Raw genomic sequence first — 21,181 nt, 5'->3', positions numbered from 1 at the left:
AGTGGGGACAGGTCTTTTGAAACGCCAGGATGGTGACTAGTCGGTGTAATCGACAAAGTCGGCTGCCGATTTCACCCGCTTGGGGATCTCCTGCTGCAGAAATTCGGTGAAGCGCCTGGCGCGGAGCGGGAAATACTCGTTGTTGGGAAAAGCGAGGTAGACGTCTGATCGAATGGTCGGCACATCTGGCAAGACCGGGACCAACTGACCGCTCTCCAAGAACGGACGGACGTTCCATATCGAGCGCATCGCAATTCCGTGTCCGAGAACAGCCCATTTGGTGACAGTGTCGCCGTCATTGCATCGCAACGGTCCGCGGACCCGGACCGGTGTGACGACCCCGTCGAGCTCGAACTTCCACAGAGTGAAGTCGGGCTCGTGCTCGTTGAGAATGATGCAGTCATGTTCAGGAAGCTCAGAAACTGAGCTCGGAGACCCTCTGCGATTGACGTAGTCGGGTGACGCGCAAAGAACCCGACGGTTCGTCAGAAGCCTGCGGTAAGTTAGTTGAGAGTCTTTTGCTGCGCCGACTCCGACGAGCATGTCGAAATGAGTGTTCTCCAGGTCGAATGGGTCGCCTGAGAGCTCCAGATGAATCTCGATATTCGGGTACAGCGTGTGAAAATCCGCCACTAACTCAGACAGATGCGTGCGCCCGAATCCCAACGTGCCGAATACGACGAGAGTCCCACGTTCGCTGTCGACGCTGTTGGAGATATCCGCGTGCAGTACGTCGGCCTCATGCACGATGCGTCGAGCGCCTTCGAAATAGCGCAGCCCCTCGCTGGTTAGCAGCATCTGACGTGAGGTGCGTTTGATCAACTGGACTCCGAGTCGGTTCTCCAGTTGCGTGAGTCGCCTGCTCACTGCTGACACCGACATTCCCATTGACCTGGCCGCTGCAGTCAGGTTCATCTCTTCGCCGATGGTGGCGAAGAACTGGAAATCGTCGACTCTCACGATCCCAGTCTAGGGAGGGCACGCCCAATATTGGCCGACCCGCCATTGCAATTTGTTCAAGCCTGAGTTGATTCAAACGGCGGGTGAAACGACTGATTTCGCTGTTAGATTCGTGGCCAAGCGAATCAGCGCGCCGTCGGAATCCTTCCTATCAAGGGACCGACTCATAGAAACGTGGAGGTAGCTATATGCCCAAGATTGCAGTCATTCCGGGAGACGGGATCGGAAAAGAAGTCATGCCAATTGGTGTGCGGGCCGTCGAAGCTGCCGCACAGCGTCATGGCGTTGACGTGGAGCTCGAATGGTTCGATTTCGCCAGCGTTGAGTACTACCAGCAGCACGGCCAAATGCTTCCTGACGGCTGGAAGAACCAGCTGAGTGAGTTCGACTCGATCTACTTCGGCGCTGTTGGCTGGCCCGATGTAGTGCCCGACCATGTGTCCCTGTGGGGGAGCCTCCTGCAGTTCAGAAGGCAGTTCGACCAATACGTGAATCTCCGGCCATGCAAGATCCTTCCCGGTATCACTCCACCCTTGCGCGACAAAGGGCCCGGCGACGTTGACTTCCTCGTTGTTCGAGAGAACACAGAAGGGGAATACTCTAACTCCGGCGGCGTGCTGTTCGAAGGAACTGACCGTGAGTTTGCCATGCAGGAGACGGTGATGACGCGGATCGGCGTCGACCGTGTCATGGAGTATGCCTTCGCCCAGGCTGAGAAGCGCCGCAAGAAGGTGACATCGGCGACGAAGAGCAACGGAATCTCGATCACCATGCCGTACTGGGATACGAGATTCGAAGCGATCCAAGAAAATCACCCAGGCATCGAGACGAACCAATTCCACATCGACATCCTCACTGCTCACTTCGTTCAACACCCGGAATGGTTCGACGTCGTCGTCGCATCCAATCTCTTCGGCGACATTCTCTCGGACCTCGGTCCTGCGTGCACGGGCACGATCGGTGTGGCACCAAGTGCCAACATCAACCCGACAGGTGAATTTCCCAGCCTTTTTGAGCCCGTCCACGGTTCGGCACCCGACATCGCCGGCAAAGGAATTGCCAACCCGATCGGCCAGATCTGGTCGGGAGCGATGATGCTCGACCACCTCGGTTCTGAAGCGGCAGGAACTGAAATTGAGAATGCCATCGACGAAGTCCTCCGAAGCGCAGACCCAACTGTGCTGACGCCCGACGTCGGAGGACAGGGAACCACAGAGACACTTGGTCAAGCCATCATCGACGTGCTTCGAGGGGAGTGAAGCAGCCTGGCAGAGAACACCCTTCAGGCGTGGCTCGTCGACAGCGAACCATAGTTGAGGCGAGGCTAGCGGCCTCTCGAGTAGATCAGCGGTCACTCGAATCTCGTTCAAGAACCAAACGTTGCGCAATATGCGATGCCGGAGGGCTTAGCGCATTGCGCGCATAGTCCAACCCGAAATCGGAGATGCAATGACGCATTACGAATCTCAGACTGCGCAGACTCGCAGCAAAGTTGAGGCACCAGAGCAAAACCTTCATCAGAACCGCAAACAGCTCACAATAATGGGCTTCCCCTGGCCCTTCTACTTGGCCTTCCTCGTGGTGATCATCGCGGCCATTTTCCTCAATGTCATGCCAGTCAACATCGTCAGCGGAATGGCGATCGCGATGATCATCGGGGGTGCACTGAAATACATCGGCGACTCGATCCCCGTTTTCAATACATTCGGAGGAGGATCGCTGCTGTGCATCGTCGTCCCGGCCTTGATCGTCTTCACCGGGCTATTCCCTCAGGAGTTCGCTGATTTAGCGGACTCCTTCTACAACGAGCTCGGATTCTCTGAACTCGTCGTCACGGGTCTGATCGTCGGATCTATTCTCGGAATGAATCGGAAACTGTTGGTCAGCGTCGGCGCGCGCTTCTTCTTCCCAATCATCGCCGGCGTCGTCACAGCCTTTCTCGTCGGCGCACTGATGGGTCTGATCACCGGCTTCGGCGTCGGCCGAGCGGTCATGTTGGTCGTAGGACCCGTCATGGGCGGCGGCATGGCGGCGGGCGCGGTGCCAATGTCGGAAATCTTCGCCTCAGCCAGCGGAGGAGACGCCGGTTCGTTCCTCGAACAGATCGCCCCCGCCGTCATCGTCGCCAACGTCGTGTGCATCGTCGTCGCGGGAATCCTCAACGGAATCGGTAAGACTGTGAAGGCAAAGAGCTTCAGCGGCGAAGGCCGAATGATGCGCAAAGGCGATTTCGACTATTCGAAGGCCTCGGACGAAGCACCCCTTACGATCAAAGACATCACCGTTGGATTAGTACTGTCGATCACGATCTACATGGTCGGTGAGATCCTGTCGTCCCTGATTCCCGGGTTGCATGCCTATGTGTGGATCATTGTTGTGGCTGCCGTCCTCAAGATCTTCAACCTCCTGCCGGAACACCTCAACCTCGGTGCTGAGCAGTGGTACAACTTCATCTCGCACGCATGGATCCCAGCCGTTCTCGTCTCAATCAGCGCAGGCATGGTCGATTTCGATGCCATCGTCGAAATCGCGTCCGACCCTCGCTACCTCCTCATTGTCGTGGTGACCGTAATCGTTGCGGCCGCAGCCGCGGGCGGGGCAGGAATGCTGGTCGGCTTCTACTTCGTCGAATCTTCCATCAGCGGCGGCCTCGGAATGGCTGACATGGGCGGGTCGGGAGACGTCGCCGTCCTCTCAGCGGCTGGTCGACTCGAGTTGATGCCGTTCCTTCAGATCGCCTCCCGCCTTGGCGGGGCGATGATGCTCATCATCCTGTCGATCATGGCTCCCTTCCTTCTATAGATGTCCAAAGCGGTTCGTCCACGGCTCGCCTTGCGTGGACGAATCGACAGCGAGCTCGTATCTGTGCAGCAACTAATTCAACAGGAGGCTTGATGCCAAAAATCACTGCTGTTCGCCCTGTTCAGGTCAACCGGATTCTCTACGTCAGCATCGAAACCGATGACGGACTGTATGGGGTCGGTGAGTCCGGTGCCTGGGCCTACCAGGAGGCCGCCGCCGAAGTGGTGAAGAGTTTCGCCGATTACCTCGTCGGACAGGATCCGCGGAGGATCGAGCACCACTGGCAGTTCATGTATCGCGCATATCATTTCCGCGGTGCCGTCATCATGGGGGCCTTGAGCGCGATCGACATCGCGCTGTGGGACTTGGCGGGAAAGCGTCTCGGCGTTCCTGTTTATGAACTCCTCGGCGGAGCAGCGAGAGAACGAGTGCGAGTGTATAAACATGTTGCCGGGGCCACTGTCGATGAGCTTGTCGACGACTGCAAGAAGGCGCAGGATGAGGGATACACGGCGGTGGGCCACCTCTCGCCGTTCCTCGACATTGACCGCGGCGAGAGGCTGAAAACGTCGAATGCGCAATACATCAGCGGGGCAGTTAGCGTGCTCAAGACTCTCCGCGCCGAGGTCGGGGACGGCCTTGATCTGTGCGTCGAGCTGCATCGGCGACTGAGCATCAGCGAATCTGTGACGTTCGGCCGCGCTGTCGCAAAAGTGATGCCGATGTTCATCGAGGACCCTGTCCGTCCGGACAACCTCGACTCGATGGCGCACGTAGCGTCCTCAGTGCCAGTGCCGGTAGCGACGGGGGAGCGGTTGCACACTCCTGAGGAGTTCCAGATGCTGCTCAGTCGCTATCCATTGGCTTACACGAGGATCAGTGTCTGTTTGGCCGGAGGCATTACAGGTGCCATGAAAATCGCCGCTATAGCCGAATCAGTTGGATCGAAAGTTGTGCCTCATAATCCGCTCAGTCCAGTGAGCACCTCTGCGTGTTTGCAAGTCTCCAGTGCAGTCGCGAATCTGGGAATAATGGAGCTGCCCGACCACTCGGTCGCTTCCGCCACAGAGAGATACACCGCTTCAAACCAAAGCGAACGGCAGGAATTCGACCAGACCGCAATGCTGAGTCCGATACCCGAGGCCGTCGACGGTCACGTATCCGTTCCCGCTGGTCCTGGTATAGGCATTGACCTGGACTTCGAGAAGGCGAGGCGAACTCGAGCCACTAGGGTAGAAACACTGTCGCGACTTGGGGCTGACGGGGCGGTTGTCGACCAGTGAATTTCGCTCCAGAATGGCCAATCGGTGCGACCAGCACTCCAATCAGGTCAGCCGTCGGTGACTCTGACTCTTCAAAGTCAACTTCGCCATTGAGGAGTTCGGAGCAGAGACATGGATACCTACGTCCACTATTTCACGCCTACGCTTCTGAGCCTTCGTGTAGTGCGACGTATTCGCTACTTTCAGGAACTGGGAAGTGCGGACGGAATGTTGTCATAAGATAGCGTCAGCGCGACGATGACCGGGCTGGCATCGTGCTCAACCGAGTTTGGCATACGCGCGCTGCTGCGCTGTTGGATGGAGGACCTTTGTGGGGCAGTCACTCGCACATATCAATAAGAAAATAGCGCTCGAAATAGATGACGCGGGAACCCACATCCAGTTGGTTCGCAAAGGGGAAGTGAAGCGCAGCTGGGCACTAACTGAACTAGCCCAGATCCGCACCGTTGCGGTCAAGAGCTTTTGGGCCTCTAACTACGTGCGATTCATTCGGAGAAATGCGTCGTTTGAAGGAGAAGCCAAATATTCTGCACCTGTGGACCCAGACGCTGTCGATATTCTAGACGAAGACGTGTTTCGTTCTGCCTCTGAAGCTCTACGTGAGCTTGCTGAACGTCATGGTATCGAATATGCGGAGGGACCGTACGTGCCGAACCCAGACAAGGGGTTGTCTGTGAGGCCTGATCACGTTGACATCGCGCAGCAAGCGGACGTGGACATCTCTGTTCGGGCAAAGAGCGGAAGGGAGATTCTAAGGTGGTCGAACAGCTCGATCTATGTTCGTGATCACTCGGTCGAGTATCGAATAGAAGATCTTGAGTCGATCAGAGTCTTTATGTCGACCTTCGGAATCTCGTACATTCAGCTCGTGCCCAGTGGCCAGCTGCTTAGTTGGCCCGATTACGGGCCTGTCGAGGAGTTTTCGCATACTTATGATCTTGATGAAGTGTGGCGATCATCCGCTGCTATGGCAGCGTTTCGCGAATTCAGGAATGGTATCGAGGCTAAATATCCTCATCTGTTGATTGATTTGAAGAAGCGACGTAACCGCCGCGATCTTGAGGATGAACTCATGCGTCGCACTGCCGAAGTCAAAGGTGAGGCGATCGAGCTTCGGGTTGTACCAATTGCTATTGCTTTTCTTGTCTACCCACGAGAAATATGGACGGGGCCACCATTTCAACCTTCCAGCCAGGGCGGGTCGCTCGAAGGCGTACGAGCTTCATACTCTGTGTCGGGCAACCACCTGATGCAAACACGCACAAAGCACGAAATGATCGGTACGACGCACATTCATAAACAGGTCGACATGCGTCAATTCCAAATGACTGTTGAGGGGCCAGATTTTTCAATTACGCGCACTTGGGCGTCACAGGACGGGGCGACCGACCAGAAGATGGCTGAAATGGTCAATGTCATAAATGAGGCGAGCCGCAGTTTTACCCGCTCGAAGCTAAACTCAGACACGCTTCCGCATCGTCCCACCTCTCCGCCGACCAATGCGGGGCAGTCTCCCAAACCTGAGAGTGAACAGCTCAGGAGGCTGACTGGCCTATACTCCAAGAATTTGATCACCGAAGACGAATTTCTTCAGGCCCGAAAGGATCTGGAGAACGGAGGACACTAAGAGTTGCTCGTGGGACTGCTGAAGGTTTGGTTGACTTCACGACTGGATAAATTCCAGGAAGGATAGAAGTCATGCCAAAGATCTGCACCGATGAGTTCAAGCAATCAGCGCTCGAGCTCTTGGACGATGGAATGACCCAGAAGCAGGTGTGTGCCGACCTCGGTATCTCGAAGTCAGCTCTACAGGCCTGGGTGCGTGACTCGCGGCTACGCGAGCACGGACTCGAGCCCTCCCGTGATGTCGAGGAGTCACGCGCCCAGGCGGCAGCGCTGAAACGCATTCGCGAGCTCGAGCGTGAGAACAAGATCCTCCGCGAGGCCGCAGCGTACCTCTCGCAAGCGAACTTGAAGCTCGGTGGCCATCACCCAAAATGATGTACCCGCTGGTCCTTGAACTTGCTGCCACCGGGGTGCCGGTGGCAGTGACCTGTCGGGTGCTCGGCTTTACCAAGCAGGGGTTCTACAAGTGGTGCGCTCATCCGGTCTCAGCTCGGGACTGGGACGAGGCACATCTGATCAATGCCGCCTACGACGTTCATACGGACGATCCTGAGTTCGGGCACCGGTTCATCGCCGATGAACTCCACGCCGCGGGTCTGCAGACGTCAGAGCGTCGTGTGTGGCGATTGTGCTCGCAGCAGCAGTTGTTCTCGCACACGATCAAACGAGCCCGGAAACACGGCAAGAAGCCCGGCCCGCCAGTGTGTGACGACCTCGTCGAACGCGACTTCACTGCCAAGGCAATCAACGAGTTGTGGCTGACCGACGTTACCGAACACCACATCAGTGAGGGCAAGCTGTACATGTGCGCGGTCAAGGACGTGTTCAGCAACAGAATCATCGGCTATGCCATCGATTCGAGGATGAAATCTCGCCTGGCTGTGGCGGCGATTGATGATGCTGTGGCCCGTCGTGGCGGGTCTGGAATGATTGCCGGGTGTGTCGTTCACTCGGATCGCGGCTCGCAATTTCGTTCTCGGAAGTTCCAGCAGGTTCTACGGCATTACGGGCTCGTCGGATCGATGGGTCGGGTCGGTGCTGCTGGTGATAATGCGGCGATGGAATCGTTCTTCGCCGTGTTGCAGAAGAACGTCCTCGATCGGGGCCGTTGGGGCACGCGAGCGAGGTTGCGCACAGCGATCGTCCACTGGGTCGAGCGGACCTATCACCGGAAGCGTCGACAGCGACGTTTGGGTAAACTGACCCCGGTTGAATACGAGCTTGTTCACCAAAAGGCCGTCGCCCTGGCGGCATAAACCCAGGAGTCAACCAAACCTTCAGCAGTCCCCTTTGTTGGAGAGGTGGGGCTGATGCCACGCCGATACCGGTCATAGCAACGTTTGCACAATCCACGCGCTATTGCGTCTCGGTCACACCACACTGTGGCACAGGTACTCATGCTGGGCTCATCGTTGAGGACATGGCAATAGGGTAGCGGATGCAACGTAGGCCGCCACGTAACAGTGGTGGGGGCCTACGTTGCTTCATAGCGGGATCGTCGTGGCTGGACGGGCCCGAGTAGCGACTACTTTTCGCCCAGCACTCTCTTGACGAAGCTGGTGGCACGTTCGTTCAGTTTGTCGACGCGCATTGACACATGGGCTTCGAAGTCATTGTGACCTTCGACTGCGCGAGGAGGATTCCTGACGATCTCGGAGCACTCGAAATTGCCGTGTATGAGCGTCCCGAGCGAATTGCCGTTTCGTCCCGAAGGACCGGCCTTCTTCGCTGTGAACATCCGAACGCCGGTGGTCTCGTGCAAGTCCTCGCACCAACTGCACATCGCTTGAGACTTCGCCATGGGCACTGCCCTGAGCATCAGTCCGCGTGGGACGTCGTCCACGGGGACGACAATATAGGCCCGTTGGGGGATTTTCGCATCAGCCCAACCAAAGTAGTCGAGCTCCGCCCACTCGATCTCAGCGAGATTAGGCGGCAGTGCGATCTTTTCCACTTCGCGGCGAGAGGAGTTGATAAAGGACTTCTTAATCTGAGTGGCATTAAGTTGCTGCATGACTGGCTTTCTCTGATGTCAGTAGTTGCCTGAAGTTGAATAGCCGTGAAGCCGGTACAGTTTAGCCTTCGCGCAATCTTGCGGGCAGCTCATTTGGGGGTGCTGGCGGACTGTGTTCGCACCAAGCATGACCGGTGAACGCGAGTGGCTAACTGAGAATGGTTAGCTTGGCAATCGGCTACGGCAACAGGGAATGGGTAGAAGCTAGGTCGACTGTGATTAGGCACAAGTCACCCATCACCCGACCGGCTGTCAACGCGGGGTTCGGGTGATTCTAGAGTAGCAAGACTAGAAGCAGGCCACGAAGGCCACCATTCCCTTCTTCCTGAGATTCCAGGAGGTTCGGCGAAAGTTTTCGGATTTGACTATATCCAAGTCCGCGGCGCGGGTACAACAACTGACGCGTCTGCTGGCGCCGATGCTTCCCGAGCGAAGTCTGTGCTAGCTCGGGTCGTGTGCAACCGTGTCCGGTTCGGAGTTTGGCTGTGGGCGAAGTACGGTGGATGCACAATAGAACACATGATCGAATATGATGACTACGGCACGGCCACTTGGCGGTACTGGCAGAAGATCCGCAACGACGTCGGTGCCCGCGGATCGTATCGAGACCGTCCGCCGGTCGCGGTGCGTGCCCGTGTCGTGTTCGAGCGTGACGGTGAAGTGTGGCTAGACGGCACCGCGACGCGGCTCGGGTTCGATGGCGCGATCTTCGTTGAGCTCAAAGATCGGCGAGTTCAGACGATCGGTGTCTGGCTGAGGCCGGGTGATGTGTGGTGGCCGGGGTGAGCGGAAAGTCGGCGGTCCCGTCCTCAAGGGACGGAACCGCCGAGAGCAGCTGACTCGTGTGTCCTGTTCGCCGTCGAGTAGTTAACCGTGCAGGAAGATCGACTCTTCGGAGTAGCCAGTATCGCGAACCTCTCCCGGCTTCAGTTCCGGGCGATGGTCGTAGCTCGCAATTTGGATGCTGTGTTTCTGGTCAGCAGAAGCGACTACTGCGAATACTTCGACTAGCCGAGGCTCAGGATTCTGTCCGCGCTTCGCCCAGGCGATCACCTCGTCGAGTGTTGCAACTGCAGTTTCGTATACGGCAACCGAAGTGAGGTCCTGTGGGTCGTTTTCGTCGCCATGCCAGAACGAAACGCGAAAAGTGTCAGCAACAGCCTCACTATCAACATCTCGCTCGTCAACCAGGTGAAATGCTTCGTCGTCCATGGGTCCTCGCAGTTCAATTCGCCTGTCTGTCTTCGATTTGCTTAGCGGACTGCAGTCTAGATCTTTTTCCAGACGGTCTTCGAGCTTGATGCTGTTCGCTTTCCTGAGAGAGAAGGATGACTGTTGATAATCAGAGTGCTGGTGGCGTTCCAATATCCGGTGCCGCGTCCACCGTTGTAACCAGTCTTGGGCGTGCAGTAAGGGTTGGAGAACCCGGTGTTGGCCTTGACCGTAATGTTAGCGTCGCCTCTGGCCCGGCTCTGTGCCTTGCCGGCTTTCCCGTCGTTCTTCGAAGCTGGGTACAGGCTAAGGAGACCGCGGACTCGTAGCTTCACAGTCGTGCTGACTCCTTTCGATTCGCACTTATAGCGTGACTTGTAAATCGCGCCACCTGCGCCTTTGGAATAGGGGGGGGTGTCCACACGCGCAGTGCACCTGACGTAGCGTGAGTTCACCTCTTCAGCAGCTTCGGCGGAGCTCGAGGCGACTGGATCGCCGATCATCACTGTAGTGTCCACGTACTCGGCGGTACTCGCTGCCTGTGTTTGCAGGAAGTCGTCCGATAGTGTCAACGCGTTCGTCTCGACCGTCGGTGCCCAAGCATCGTACTGCGCCATGACAACAGTGTCGACCTCCGACTCTTCCTCCTCGGCGGCCACAGGCGATGCCGCGCCGGCCGCGAGGACTAGTGACAGGGCAATCGCCAGGATCTTGGAAGCATGCTTCATTGCATTTCCCGTTCTGCTACCTCCGCGTGGCATGCGTTAGTGCAACCGATCGTCGGAGTGGGTGACGTGATAGTAACCGCAGAACGCAAACTTTGGACGAAGTACCGAGTGAGGCTTGATCTTGGTGTCCAAACTGTGACCTTCGATGCGCTGCACGGTGCTGCGGCTGGATCGTCATTAGTCGATTCCGGATATGGTTGGCGCCCCGCTTCGTGAGCTTTCTTCATTCTGTTTGTCTCTGAGGAAAGGGCAGGTGTGCACACGGGCGCTCACGAGCACGACTGCCCGAGCGCGCACCTAGCAGAGAACCGGAGGCGTCCATAGACTCTATTCACGAGCCCTGAAGGAGGCGAACATGACCACCTACGAAGAGGCCATCGCCCGGGCGGCGAAACCACTAGCGGAGGCATTCTTCCGCATTCAGGAAGGCACAGCACGTGAAGCCGCGGAGCGTGCATACACGCCCGGTGGGCCTGGGCTCGACGAGCTGGAGGAGCGCATCCAGGCCTGGCGGGACGAGTTCATGGTGCAGGAATAGACGATAGCGACGATAGGTCCGGAAGCGCCTGCCGATTGGAAGGGGATGCGTTTACGATGCGCTTTGCGGCGAAGTCGGTGTACCCGTTGACGATGCGGGAATCGCGCACAATGCGTTCATCGCCCCAGGTCAAGCGGTCATCTGATCAACTTTCATACGCTTTCATATCCGCCCGGGTCCACGGGTCGTCAGAATGAATAGGTCGCGGGTTCGATTCCCGCAGGCGGCTCGGCAACAGCCCCTCCCACCGGGACAGACTCTGTTTTGGGAGGGGCTTTCTCGTGGCCGCAGCGCCTGTCAGGCGCGGACCCTCTCAGCCAGGAGGCGGAGCGAAGACAGTCTCACTTGCTTGGCAACCCGTCTGCAGGCTGCGGCTGAGGTCGTCAGTTGTGCTCGTCCGGCTGACCATCAGACACATCACCTCACCATCGACGGATGTCGTCGTGTGAAAGCTGCCCGGAGACATGACGATTCCCTGGCCCGGGCGGACCAGGAACTGTTTGACCGTTCCATTGTCGACATCGTCGCGGAACAGGTGCTGGACGATCGTGCCGGTGATCGGAATGAGCGCCTGCTCGGTGAGAAGGTGCGACTCGAACTCTTCGGGCGGTGTACTGCGGTCGTACGACACCCAGAGGAGATCAGTGCTTCCGGCGTCACCCGGGTCGAAGACTGAGGAGCGGAAGAACGAAGTTGCCTTTGACAGGAACGCTGACGAACCGGGCACCTGCTGAGCGTGGAAGTCCATCACCTTGCCGAATGGCGCGAAGGCTTCCGGCGTCAGCTTGAGCGTTCCGTCCCGCGTGACGTCCGGGTGCTCACGCCGATTCCAGTTCTGATGAGCGCGGGAAGGTGACTTCATCGTTCACCTCACCCGATTGGCTCGGGCATCTTCTCGATGGCATAGGACATTTCGATGCTGTCTTCGGTGCGCGGGTCGAACAGGCGCACTCGCCAGCGTGGGGCAAACTGGTCGACGCCTTTTGCCATGGGGATAGTGCCGGAGATGAGGATGGTGCCCGGCTGCGCGACCTCCTTGGCTCTGAGCTCGTCTAGCCAGTAGCTCGGAGGCAGCAGATCGGCGAAGCTCCCATCCTGAAGCTGTGATTCGACGCCATCCGCATCGGTCACGAAGGATTCGATGCGGATCTCGTCGATGTGATCGGCAATTTCTTCATAGACCCATGCGCGCTTGGCCAGAATGTTCGGTGCGGCGTTCTTGCTCCATGCCACCCCATATACTTCGAGGTCGCGGTCAGTCTGATCGCTGGCTGCGGTGATGAGAACGCCGCGGTCCGATACGACCAGGGCCCACTCTGCCTCCCCGGAGGACTTTCCCTGCTGAACCGTCACGGTTTCGGTCTGCTGGGCAAGGTAGGGAGACACCGGGTAGAGGGCGGGCACCTGGCTGGGGCCGGAGACTCCAAGCGCGGCCAGCTCGTCAATATGATGCTGAACGGCTTGTTGGTCGCGGCCCGCATAGCCGGCGTTGAGAAGCCTGTCGACGTGTACGTCGACGGTGGTCTTGTCTGGGAGTTCGAAGGTGAGCATCGTGTCTTCTTCCTGGTCGTCGATGAGTTTTCGCTTGGTGTTGTCTCATTGTATACAGCCTGTATACTGTTAGCGCAATCACAGTTCCCGCCGCAGAGTCACAGGCGTGGATTGCCCAGACAGATGAAAAGGATTGCTATGCAGAGTGCATCAACCACCCGTCCGCAAGTGGCGCGGAAGGACCTCATCAAGGCATTCGCCGCCAGCTTGAGCGGCACCACACTCGAGTGGTACGACTTCGCCATCTATTCGGCGGCTGCCGCCATCGTCTTTCCTGTGCTCTTCTTCCCCTCAGGCGACCCGATGGTCGGCGTACTGCTGGCCTTCTCAACGTACGCGGTCGGTTACGTATCCCGGCCGTTGGGCGGAATCGTCTTCGGCCGTCTCGGTGACAAGGTCGGCCGGAAGAAGGTCCTCGTTTGGACTCTCGTGCTCATCGGAGTTTCGACGTGTCTCATCGGCATCCTCCCGACCTACCAGAGCATCTCCTTGTGGGCTCCGCTCTTCCTGGTGCTCCTGCGCTTCGCCCAAGGCATCGGAGTTGGCGGCGAATGGGGCGGTGCGGTCCTTCTGTCCAGCGAATACGGGGATCCTCGTTACCGCGGGTTCTGGTCTTCGGCTGCTCAAATCGGACCCCCGGCGGGCAACCTCATGGCCAATGGCGCCTTTGCGGGGCTGACCCTCGCACTCAGCGAAGAGCAGTTTTTCGCCTGGGGATGGCGTGTGGCATTCCTCGTGTCTGCGGTACTCGTGCTTTTTGGTCTGTGGATCCGGCTCAAGCTCGAAGACACCCCGGTTTTCAAGGCGGTCGAGCAGTCGGGCGAACGTCCGGAGAAACCGATCACCGAACTTCTGCAGACCGAGTCGCGCCCGCTGCTGTCAGCGATCCTCGCCCGCATCGGTCCCGATGTGACCTATGCACTCTTCACGGTCTTCACCCTCGCTTACGGAACTCTTGTGCTCGACCTCGACAGGACCACGGTGCTGGGTGCGGTCATGCTCGGCTCGGCCTTCCAAGTGATCTGCATTCCCCTGGCAGGCTATCTCTCGGATGTCATCAACCGCCGCCTTGTCTATGGCGTCGCCGCGGTGGGAGCCGTGGCTTGGAGCTTCCTCTTCTTCGCAAAGCTCGAAGCGGGAGACGCTACATGGATGTATATCGGTATCCCAGTCGGACTGTTCTTTCATTCGCTTATGTACGGCCCGCAAGCGGCATTCGTCGTCGAGCAGTTCAAACCCCGCCTGAGGTACACAGGCTCGTCACTGGCGTACACCATCGCGGGTGTGCTCGGCGGGGCGATCGCACCGATGATGTTCACTCTGCTGCTCGACAACACCGGAACCTGGGTCTGGGTGGCCGTATATTTGGCCGGAGCTGTGACTCTCACACTGATCGGCCTGATCATGGGGCGCAACAACAACGTCCAGGAGGACTTCGATCATCTGGAGAGGCTGGCGGCTGCGCAGCGCTCGGCAGATTCCACCGACGAGGTGCCTGCGAATCGTTGAGTCAGGCCGCTCAAGTGCTCCGGCAGCTGTCGGCTGTCCGGAGCACTGCGCCCCACCTGGGGATGCGAAATAACTCGCGGAGGCAAGAGGCCCGACGGAAGCTCGCTTCTTGGCAGGTGAGATTCAGCGAGAGAGCAGGAGATTCTGCGTCTGTGCGATGTGTTCGCAGATCGCCTCAGCGGTGGCCGAATAGTCGCCCGACCTCAGCGCCTCGAGTATCCGGGAATGCTCATCGAGCACCTGCGCGGGGCGGTCGGCGCTGGTCCATGTCGCAGAGATACCGAAGCGGACGTGCTTGACCCTCAACCGTGTGTAGATGTCGCTGAGCACTCGATTGCCTGCTGCGTCGACCATCGACGCGTGAAAACGCTGGTCAAGGCTGATGAAATCGGGAATCGTATCGGGCGAGACGGGCAGCTCCACCTGCTGACGGTAGAGGTCGTCCATGGTCGCCACCGGAGTTTCACCGGTTTCCAGGATCTGACGAGCCGTTTCGAGCTCGATCATCTGTCGAACTTCCATCGTCTCGCGGATCTCCCGGTCATCACTGGGGCGGATGTATGCCCCGCGGTGCGGAATGAGATCGACGAGACCGTCGGAAGCGAGCATGATGAGCGCTTCACGGATAGGAGTGCGGGACAGACCGAACCGCTTGACAAGATCTCCTTCTGTCAGGAACGTGCCTTGAATCGCCGGATCCGTCAGGACGAGGTCACGCAGGCGCTCATAGGCGGTCCGGCGCGCGGCAGGACCTGACGAAGTTTGCATGCAACCCACCATAGTCGCTTGCTGGAATGTCAGCATCGGACACGAAATGAGTAGACAGAGGAGAGACATATGAAGATCGCGTTAGTGCAGATGAACTCGACTGGGGATCAAAAGGAAAACCTCGACATTGTCGCCAAGCACACCGCAGCGGCGGCCCAGGAGGGAGCCCGCCTCATCGTCTTCCCTGAGGCCACCCAGATCGCGTTCGGGCACGACCTGGCGGGTGCGACTGACGCGGACGACGGGCAGTGGGCCGAGTCGATTGCGCAGATTGCTGCAGAGAACAACACTGTGATCGCTGTCGGGGCCTTCCGCGGGGGTGAGAATGGGACCGTGGTCAACACCCTGATTGTGCGCGGAGTCGACGAGGGGCGCGAGATCAGCGTCGACTACGACAAGATCCATCTCTTTGATGCGTTCGGTCACCGCGAGTCGGATTCTGTGAGCGCGGGGGAGTCGGTGCGCACATTCCGCCTCGGTGGGCTGACCTTCGGCCTGGCGATCTGCTACGACGTGCGATTCCCAGCACTGTTCACAGCGCAGGCGCGGGCGGGGGCTGATGCAATCATTCTCGCGACTTCATGGGGCGCCGGTCCCGGCAAGGCCGAACAGTGGAAGCTCTTGGGCCCAGCCAGGGCCCTGGACGCCACTGCCTTTGTGCTTGCCTGCGACCAGGCAGATCCTGTGGTCACGCGAACACTGGCGAAGGCTGGCAGTCCGACGGGGATCGGCTACTCCTACGTGGCAGCGCCGAATGGAGAACTGCTTGCCGAGGCTGGACGCGGTGAAGAGACCATCTTCGCCGATATCGACCCAGGCAGAGTCGCGGAAATTCGCGCTGCGCTCCCCGTCCTCGACAACTCGCGCCTGGAGAAGGATATACGCGTCGAGAGCGTCTGAACCGACCAGTCGAAAAATCCGATCGCGAGATCGATAACCGCCAGTGGATCGCCGAAAGCCCTGTCCGCCAGCACATCGGCTGGCGGACAGGGCTTTGTGAGCAAGAAACTCTGCTTCGCGTATGTTCGGGACGAAAGGCTGTCCCGGCGCTCAGCGCTTCTTCACGGGTTTGAACGACGTCGAGCACTTCCACGTCGTCTTGCCCTTCTTTGCCGTCACGGTCACCTTGACAGCCTTACCAGGGGTAGCGCCGGAGATGTAGTACTTCAGAGAGGCCTTGCCCTTCTTCGACGCGGTGGCCTTCTTCTTCGTCTTCGTCGTCTTGTAGTGGGCAAGGGTCTCGACCTTGGCCTTCGACCCGACCTTCGAGACGTTGACGTTGGTGTACGAGTACTGTCGAGGCTTCGAGATCGACATCTTCGCCGAGCACTTCTTCGTTGCCGCTTCGGCCGGCTGTGCATCGACGGCGATGGGGCCGGCGAGGAGGCCGACTGCAAGGGTCAGTGCCACGAGCTTCGAACCCGTCTTCGTGCGGGCAGGGGTGGTCAAGGACATGATTCTCCAGGGGGTCAGAAATGATGAGTCGAGCCATCTTAACCACCCCTGCTGTATTCCGGTGTTATCGAAATGACTCGGTCGGAGAACTGTTATCAGTTCGAGAGATCGGCGGAGACTGTCGACTCAATCCGCCCCTCTCCCATCCGTCGTCGCGCCATGCTGCGAGCGGGACCAGCGTGTGTTGCTCGTCACCCGAAACCGGGGCACAATGGGACGTGCGAATGTTACTGAACGATCGATCAGATCTTATGGTCGGTCTTCCATCCAGACTGTGAGGAACACATGAGCGAAGCGTTCATCTATGACGCAGTGCGCACCCCACGCGGTAAGAACCGCGGCGGGGCGCTGCACAGCGTCAAGCCAATCGATCTCGTCACCGGCCTCATCGACGCCGTACGCGAGCGCAATCCGGACCTCGACGACTCCCAGATCGACGACATCGTCCTCGGCGTCGTCTCGCCAGTCGGCGAACAGGGCAGCGACATCGCCCGTGTCGCCGCGATCGCCGCCGGCCTCGACGAGTCCGTTGCCGGCGTTCAGGTCAACCGCTTCTGCGCCTCCGGGCTCGAAGCCGTCAACATCGCCGCCCAGAAGGTCGGCTCCGGATTCGAGAACCTCGTCCTCGCCGGAGGCGTCGAATCGATGTCTCGTGTTCCGCTGGGGTCCGACGGCGGAGCCTGGGCACAGGATCCGACGACGAACTACGACACGTACTTCGTGCCCCAGGGAATCGGTGCCGACCTCATCGCCACCACCGAGGGCTTCAGCCGTGCAGACGTGGACGCCTTCGCCGCCGAATCGCAGAAGCGAGCCGCCGCGGCCTGGGAGAACAGCCTCTTCGAAAATTCGATCATCCCGGTCAAGGACATCAACGGCATCACCGTGCTCGACCGCGATGAGCACATGCGTCCCGGATCGACCGTCGAATCGCTGTCTCAGCTGCCACCAGCCTTCGCCAAGCTCGCCGCTCAGACCGGGTTCGACGAGGTGGCCCTGCAGAAGTACCACTGGATCGAAGCCATCGACCACGTCCACACCGCCGCGAACTCCTCCGGAATCGTCGACGGAGCTGCGCTCGTCATCCTCGGCGACGAGGAAGTCGGTCAGAAGATGGGGATGAAGCCCCGCGCCCGGATCGTCTCCACCGCAGTCACTGGGTCCGAACCCACCATCATGCTCACCGGTCCGACTCCGGCGACGAAGAAGGCCCTCGACAAAGCCGGCATGACCGTCGATGACATCGATCTGTTCGAACTCAACGAGGCATTCGCCGCCGTCGTGCTCAAGTGGATGAAGGATCTCAACATCCCCCACGAGAAGGTCAACGTCAACGGCGGAGCCATCGCCATGGGCCACCCGCTGGGAGCCACCGGCGCCATGATTCTGGGCACTGTCCTCGACGAACTCGAGCGCCGCGACCTCAAGCGTGGACTCGTCACCCTGTGCATCGGCGCAGGCATGGGCATCGCGACGATCATCGAAAGGGTCTGACATGACGAACACTGAAACCACAGCTGCCGACTACCAGCGCAACACCGATGCCGATGGCATCGTCACCGTCGTCATCGACGAGCCCGGCGCCAAGGTCAACACCATGAACGACTACTTCGCGGCCGCCCTCGAGGCGACCGTGGAATGGCTCGAAGCCAATGTCGACGACATCACCGGTGTCGTCCTCACCTCCCCGAAGAAGACCTTCTTCGCCGGCGGAAACCTCAACAAGCTGCGCGAGGCGGACCCGGCCAATGCGGCAGAGGAATTCGAAGCTGTCGAACACCTCAAGAAGGTGCTGCGTCGCCTCGAGACCTTCGGCAAACCCGTTGTCGCAGCCCTCGGCGGAGCGGCACTGGGCGGCGGACTCGAACTCGCCCTGGCCGCTCACCACCGGATCGCCGCCGACGACAACCCGAGCGCCCGCTTCGGCTTCCCCGAAGTCTCCCTCGGCCTGCTGCCCGGAGGCGGCGGAGTCGCCCGGTCGGTGCGCATGCTCGGCATCCAGACCGCACTGCAGAAGGCCATCCTGCCGTCGACGAAGTTCAAGGCCGCCGACGCCCAGGCACTCGGCCTCATCGACGAACTCGCTCCCGCGGCCGAACTCGAATCCAAGGCCAAGGCCTGGATCAAGGCCAACCCCGAGGCCGTACAGCCGTGGGACGTCAAGGGCTTCAAGATCCCCGGCGGCTCCCCGTCCTCGCCGAAGATCGGAGCCATGCTTCCCGCACTGCCGTCCTTGCTGCGCAAGCAGGGCAAGGGTGCGCCGATGCCGGCTCCCCGGGCCGTGGTCGCCGCTGCGGTCGAAGGCGCACTGGTCGACATCGACACCGCGCTGACGGTCGAATCCCGCTACTTCGTCAACGTCACCCACACTCCGGTGGCGAAGAACATGATCAAGGCGTTCTTCTTCGACCTCGGCCACATCAACTCCGGCGGCTCGCGCCCTGACGGTGTCACACCTCGTCAGGTAAAGAAGCTCGGCGTGATCGGCGCCGGAATGATGGGGGCGGCGATCGCCTACAGCGCTGCGAAGTCGGGCATCGAGGTCGTCCTCAAGGACGTCGAGCTCGCCAACGCGGAGAAGGGCAAGGCCTACGCCGCCAAGCGTGAGGAATCGGCCCTGGCCAAGGGCAAGACCACCGAGGCGAAGTCGCAGGCTGTCCTCGACCGGATCACCCCGAGCGCCTCGGCCGAGGATTTCGCCGGTGTCGACTTCGTCATCGAAGCGGTCTTCGAATCCGTCGATCTCAAGCAGAAGGTGTTCCAGGAGATCCAGGACATCGTCGAGCCTGATGCGGTCCTCGGTTCGAACACCTCCACTCTGCCGATCACCGACCTGGCCAAGGGCGTCACCCGGGACAAGGACTTCATCGGCGTCCACTTCTTCTCGCCGGCTGACAAGATGCCGCTGGTCGAGATCATCTGCGGCGAGAACACCTCCGATGAGGTCCTCGCGCGCACCTTCGATCTCGTGCAGCAGATCCGGAAGACTCCGATCGTCGTCAACGACTCGCGCGGATTCTTCACCTCCCGCGTCATCGGCACCTTCATCGCCGAGGCGGTCGCCGCCGTGGGCGAGGGAGTGGAACCGGCCAGCGTGGAACAGGCGGCCCTGCAGGCCGGGTACCCCACGGGTGCCCTGCAGCTGCTCGACGAGCTGACGCTGACCCTGTCGCAGAAGATCAACCAGGAGACCCGCGACGCGGTCGAGGCCGCTGGCGGCACCTGGATAGCCCACCCCTCCGAAGCCGTCTTCGACTGGATGGTCGAGCAGGGACGGACCGGACGCAAGGACGGCGCCGGCTTCTACGACTACGACGAGAACGGCAAACGCACCACGCTGTGGCAGGGTGTGCGCGAGAAGTACGAATCGGGATCGAATGATCAGCCCTTCGCCGACCTCCAGGAGCGGATGCTCTTCGCCGAGGCGATCGAAACGATCAAATGCCTCGACGAGGGTGTGCTCACCTCGGTGCCGGACGCGAACATCGGTTCGATCTTCGGCATCGGATTCCCCGCGTGGACCGGCGGCGTGCTCCAGTACGTCAACCAGTACGAAGGCGGACTGCAGGGCTTCGTCGACCGGGCGAACGACCTGGCCGCGAAGTACGGAGAGCACTTCACCCCGCCGGCCTCGCTGGTCGAGCGCGCGAAGACGGGGGAGACCTACGAGTAAGCGCTCACCCCTGGAATAGCCTGATAGCCTTCCGGTGTTGTCCAGGCACACTGAGACTTCAGTGTCACTGACATCTACCGGAAGGCCATTGCTATGCGTGCCGCCGTCTATGACGCCTACACCGAGAACTTCGACGACATCACGGTCCGGGAGCTGCCCGACCCGAAGGTGCCGCCGGCCTCAGTGCTCATCGAGGTCAGAGCCGCAGGGGTCAACCCGGTAGATTGGAAGCTCGTCGGCGGTCACCTCGACCCGGTCATGCCCACACAGTTTCCCGTCACCCCGGGATGGGATGTCGCCGGAGTCGTCGTCGGTCTCGGATTCGACACCCCGGAATTCTCCATCGGGGACGAAGTCGTCGCCTATGCCCGTAAGGACGTGCTGGGCGGAGGAACCTTCGCAGAGAAGGTTGCGGTCCCGGTCCATGCGGTGGCTCCGAAGCCGAAGAGCCTCAGCTGGGAACAGGCCGGCGGTCTGCCGCTGGCCGGCGGCACCGCTCTGCGCACCCTCGAGTCCCTCGGTGACCTGGAAGGCAGGACCGTGCTCGTCCACGGAGCATCCGGGGGAGTGGGCAGCTTCGCCGTGCAGATCGCCCGAGCCGCCGGCGCCCGCGTCATCGGAACCGCTTCGGAAGCCAACCACGAGTACCTGCGTGGGCTCGGCGCCGAACCCGTGACCTACGGCGACGGTCTGGTCGAGCGCGTCCTCGAGGTCGCCGACGGCAAGGTCGACGGGGTCGCGGACTTCGTCGGGGGAGTCCTCGACGACACCCTGGCCGTGCTCGCCGAGGGCGGGCCGCACGCCTCGGTGGCCGATCCCAGCGTCGCCGAACACGGTGGACGCTACATCTGGGTACGTCCCGACGGCTCCGAGACCGCCCGGCTCGGTCTCCTCGTCGACGAAGGCAAGCTGACCGTCGAGGTTGCCGAAACCTTTGGTCTCGACGAAGTGCCCCAGGCGTTCAAGGACAGCGCCGCTGGCCACGTGCGCGGCAAACTCGTCATCGTCCCCTGACCGACGCAGCGACCGTCCTCTGTGATCGAGATATCGCCGAGGCGGGGC

At 59.9% G+C, this 21,181-nt stretch carries 20 protein-coding genes; 12 read left to right on the top strand and 8 right to left on the bottom strand.

Going from position 1 to position 21,181, the window contains the following annotated elements; genetic code table 11:
* Positions 1–36: 36 nt before the first annotated feature.
* Positions 37–960 carry a LysR family transcriptional regulator gene (locus ACSBQT_RS09435; RefSeq protein WP_410710733.1) on the bottom strand — a complete coding sequence of 308 codons (924 nt, stop codon included), beginning with the start codon at positions 958–960 and terminating at the stop codon, positions 37–39.
* A gap of 188 nt (positions 961–1,148) precedes the next feature.
* Here ACSBQT_RS09435 and ACSBQT_RS09430 point away from each other — a divergent pair, with 188 nt between their 5' ends.
* The 5 genes from ACSBQT_RS09430 (at position 1,149) to ACSBQT_RS09410 (ending at position 7,927) form a co-directional block, all read left to right on the top strand.
* On the top strand, positions 1,149–2,219 hold the full coding sequence (locus ACSBQT_RS09430; protein WP_410710732.1) for a tartrate dehydrogenase: 1,071 nt from the start codon (positions 1,149–1,151) through the stop codon (positions 2,217–2,219).
* Between the two features lie 190 nt (positions 2,220–2,409).
* Complete coding sequence (locus tag ACSBQT_RS09425) at positions 2,410–3,762, top strand: 2-hydroxycarboxylate transporter family protein (protein ID WP_435001636.1); 1,353 nt, start codon at positions 2,410–2,412, stop codon at positions 3,760–3,762.
* Between the two features lie 92 nt (positions 3,763–3,854).
* Positions 3,855–5,045: a mandelate racemase/muconate lactonizing enzyme family protein gene (locus ACSBQT_RS09420; protein ID WP_410710730.1), complete on the top strand. Its 1,191-nt coding sequence runs from the start codon at positions 3,855–3,857 to the stop codon at positions 5,043–5,045.
* Positions 5,046–5,355: 310 nt separating this feature from the next.
* Positions 5,356–6,672, top strand: coding sequence for an SHOCT domain-containing protein (locus tag ACSBQT_RS09415; protein ID WP_410710729.1), 1,317 nt, complete (start codon positions 5,356–5,358; stop codon positions 6,670–6,672).
* Between the two features lie 71 nt (positions 6,673–6,743).
* Positions 6,744–7,927, top strand: a protein-coding gene (locus ACSBQT_RS09410) for an IS3 family transposase (protein WP_435001635.1) whose coding sequence is annotated in 2 segments (ribosomal slippage) — positions 6,744–7,001 and positions 7,004–7,927 — 1,182 coding nt in all. Because the reading frame shifts where the segments join, the coding sequence is not laid out codon by codon here.
* A 269-nt stretch (positions 7,928–8,196) separates the two neighbouring features.
* Here the strand turns inward: ACSBQT_RS09410 and ACSBQT_RS09405 are convergent.
* A complete protein-coding gene (locus ACSBQT_RS09405) occupies positions 8,197–8,685 on the bottom strand; it encodes an FBP domain-containing protein (protein ID WP_410710727.1) in 489 nt (162 codons plus the stop codon).
* Between the two features lie 519 nt (positions 8,686–9,204).
* Here ACSBQT_RS09405 and ACSBQT_RS09400 point away from each other — a divergent pair.
* Positions 9,205–9,471 carry a hypothetical protein gene (locus ACSBQT_RS09400; protein WP_410710726.1) on the top strand — a complete coding sequence of 89 codons (267 nt, stop codon included), beginning with the start codon at positions 9,205–9,207 and terminating at the stop codon, positions 9,469–9,471.
* An 81-nt stretch (positions 9,472–9,552) separates the two neighbouring features.
* Here ACSBQT_RS09400 and ACSBQT_RS09395 read toward each other — a convergent pair whose 3' ends face one another.
* Together ACSBQT_RS09395 and ACSBQT_RS09390 are read right to left on the bottom strand one after the other, a co-directional pair.
* On the bottom strand, positions 9,553–9,897 hold the full coding sequence (locus ACSBQT_RS09395; RefSeq protein ID WP_173157030.1) for a hypothetical protein: 345 nt from the start codon (positions 9,895–9,897) through the stop codon (positions 9,553–9,555).
* A 56-nt stretch (positions 9,898–9,953) separates the two neighbouring features.
* Entirely contained in the window at positions 9,954–10,625 is a 672-nt protein-coding gene (locus ACSBQT_RS09390; RefSeq protein ID WP_410710725.1) for a hypothetical protein, read from the bottom strand.
* A gap of 355 nt (positions 10,626–10,980) precedes the next feature.
* Between ACSBQT_RS09390 and ACSBQT_RS09385 the strand changes: the two genes are divergently transcribed.
* Positions 10,981–11,163: a hypothetical protein gene (locus ACSBQT_RS09385; protein ID WP_173157032.1), complete on the top strand. Its 183-nt coding sequence runs from the start codon at positions 10,981–10,983 to the stop codon at positions 11,161–11,163.
* A 313-nt stretch (positions 11,164–11,476) separates the two neighbouring features.
* Here the strand turns inward: ACSBQT_RS09385 and ACSBQT_RS09380 are convergent, their stop codons facing one another.
* Together ACSBQT_RS09380 and ACSBQT_RS09375 are read right to left on the bottom strand one after the other, a co-directional pair.
* Complete coding sequence (locus tag ACSBQT_RS09380; protein ID WP_410710724.1) at positions 11,477–12,025, bottom strand: ureidoglycolate lyase; 549 nt, start codon at positions 12,023–12,025, stop codon at positions 11,477–11,479.
* Between the two features lie 8 nt (positions 12,026–12,033).
* A complete protein-coding gene (locus tag ACSBQT_RS09375; protein ID WP_410710723.1) occupies positions 12,034–12,714 on the bottom strand; it encodes a DUF2848 domain-containing protein in 681 nt (226 codons plus the stop codon).
* A 138-nt stretch (positions 12,715–12,852) separates the two neighbouring features.
* Between ACSBQT_RS09375 and ACSBQT_RS09370 the strand changes: the two genes are divergently transcribed.
* Positions 12,853–14,223 (top strand): MFS transporter, encoded by a 1,371-nt coding sequence (locus ACSBQT_RS09370; RefSeq protein ID WP_410710722.1) that lies wholly within the window; start codon positions 12,853–12,855, stop codon positions 14,221–14,223.
* Between the two features lie 123 nt (positions 14,224–14,346).
* Here the strand turns inward: ACSBQT_RS09370 and ACSBQT_RS09365 are convergent, their stop codons facing one another.
* Entirely contained in the window at positions 14,347–14,991 is a 645-nt protein-coding gene (locus tag ACSBQT_RS09365) for a GntR family transcriptional regulator (protein ID WP_410710721.1), read from the bottom strand.
* Between the two features lie 69 nt (positions 14,992–15,060).
* On the opposite strand from ACSBQT_RS09365, the gene ACSBQT_RS09360 reads away from it, so the two are divergent.
* A complete protein-coding gene (locus tag ACSBQT_RS09360) occupies positions 15,061–15,891 on the top strand; it encodes a carbon-nitrogen hydrolase family protein (protein ID WP_410710720.1) in 831 nt (276 codons plus the stop codon).
* Between the two features lie 150 nt (positions 15,892–16,041).
* On the opposite strand, the gene ACSBQT_RS09355 is transcribed toward ACSBQT_RS09360, so the two are convergent.
* The gene (locus ACSBQT_RS09355) at positions 16,042–16,446 is read right to left on the bottom strand and encodes a hypothetical protein (protein WP_101545740.1); all 405 of its coding nucleotides are present in this window, start codon (positions 16,444–16,446) and stop codon (positions 16,042–16,044) included.
* A 285-nt stretch (positions 16,447–16,731) separates the two neighbouring features.
* Here ACSBQT_RS09355 and ACSBQT_RS09350 point away from each other — a divergent pair, with 285 nt between their 5' ends.
* From ACSBQT_RS09350 to ACSBQT_RS09340, 3 genes are all read left to right on the top strand, one after another.
* Positions 16,732–17,940, top strand: coding sequence for an acetyl-CoA C-acetyltransferase (locus ACSBQT_RS09350; RefSeq protein ID WP_039211381.1), 1,209 nt, complete (start codon positions 16,732–16,734; stop codon positions 17,938–17,940).
* Position 17,941: 1 nt separating this feature from the next.
* Complete coding sequence (locus ACSBQT_RS09345) at positions 17,942–20,119, top strand: 3-hydroxyacyl-CoA dehydrogenase NAD-binding domain-containing protein (protein WP_410710719.1); 2,178 nt, start codon at positions 17,942–17,944, stop codon at positions 20,117–20,119.
* 93 nt (positions 20,120–20,212) lie between these two features.
* The gene (locus ACSBQT_RS09340) at positions 20,213–21,133 is read left to right on the top strand and encodes an NADP-dependent oxidoreductase (protein ID WP_410710718.1); all 921 of its coding nucleotides are present in this window, start codon (positions 20,213–20,215) and stop codon (positions 21,131–21,133) included.
* Positions 21,134–21,181 lie beyond the last annotated feature (48 nt).

Origin of the sequence: Brevibacterium sp. H602 (genome assembly GCF_051172395.1) — a bacterium.
In the GTDB taxonomy this organism is placed as follows: domain Bacteria; phylum Actinomycetota; class Actinomycetes; order Actinomycetales; family Brevibacteriaceae; genus Brevibacterium.
The sequence above is the reverse complement of the archived record's forward strand: the minus strand, read 5'-3'. Positions and strand labels throughout refer to the sequence as shown.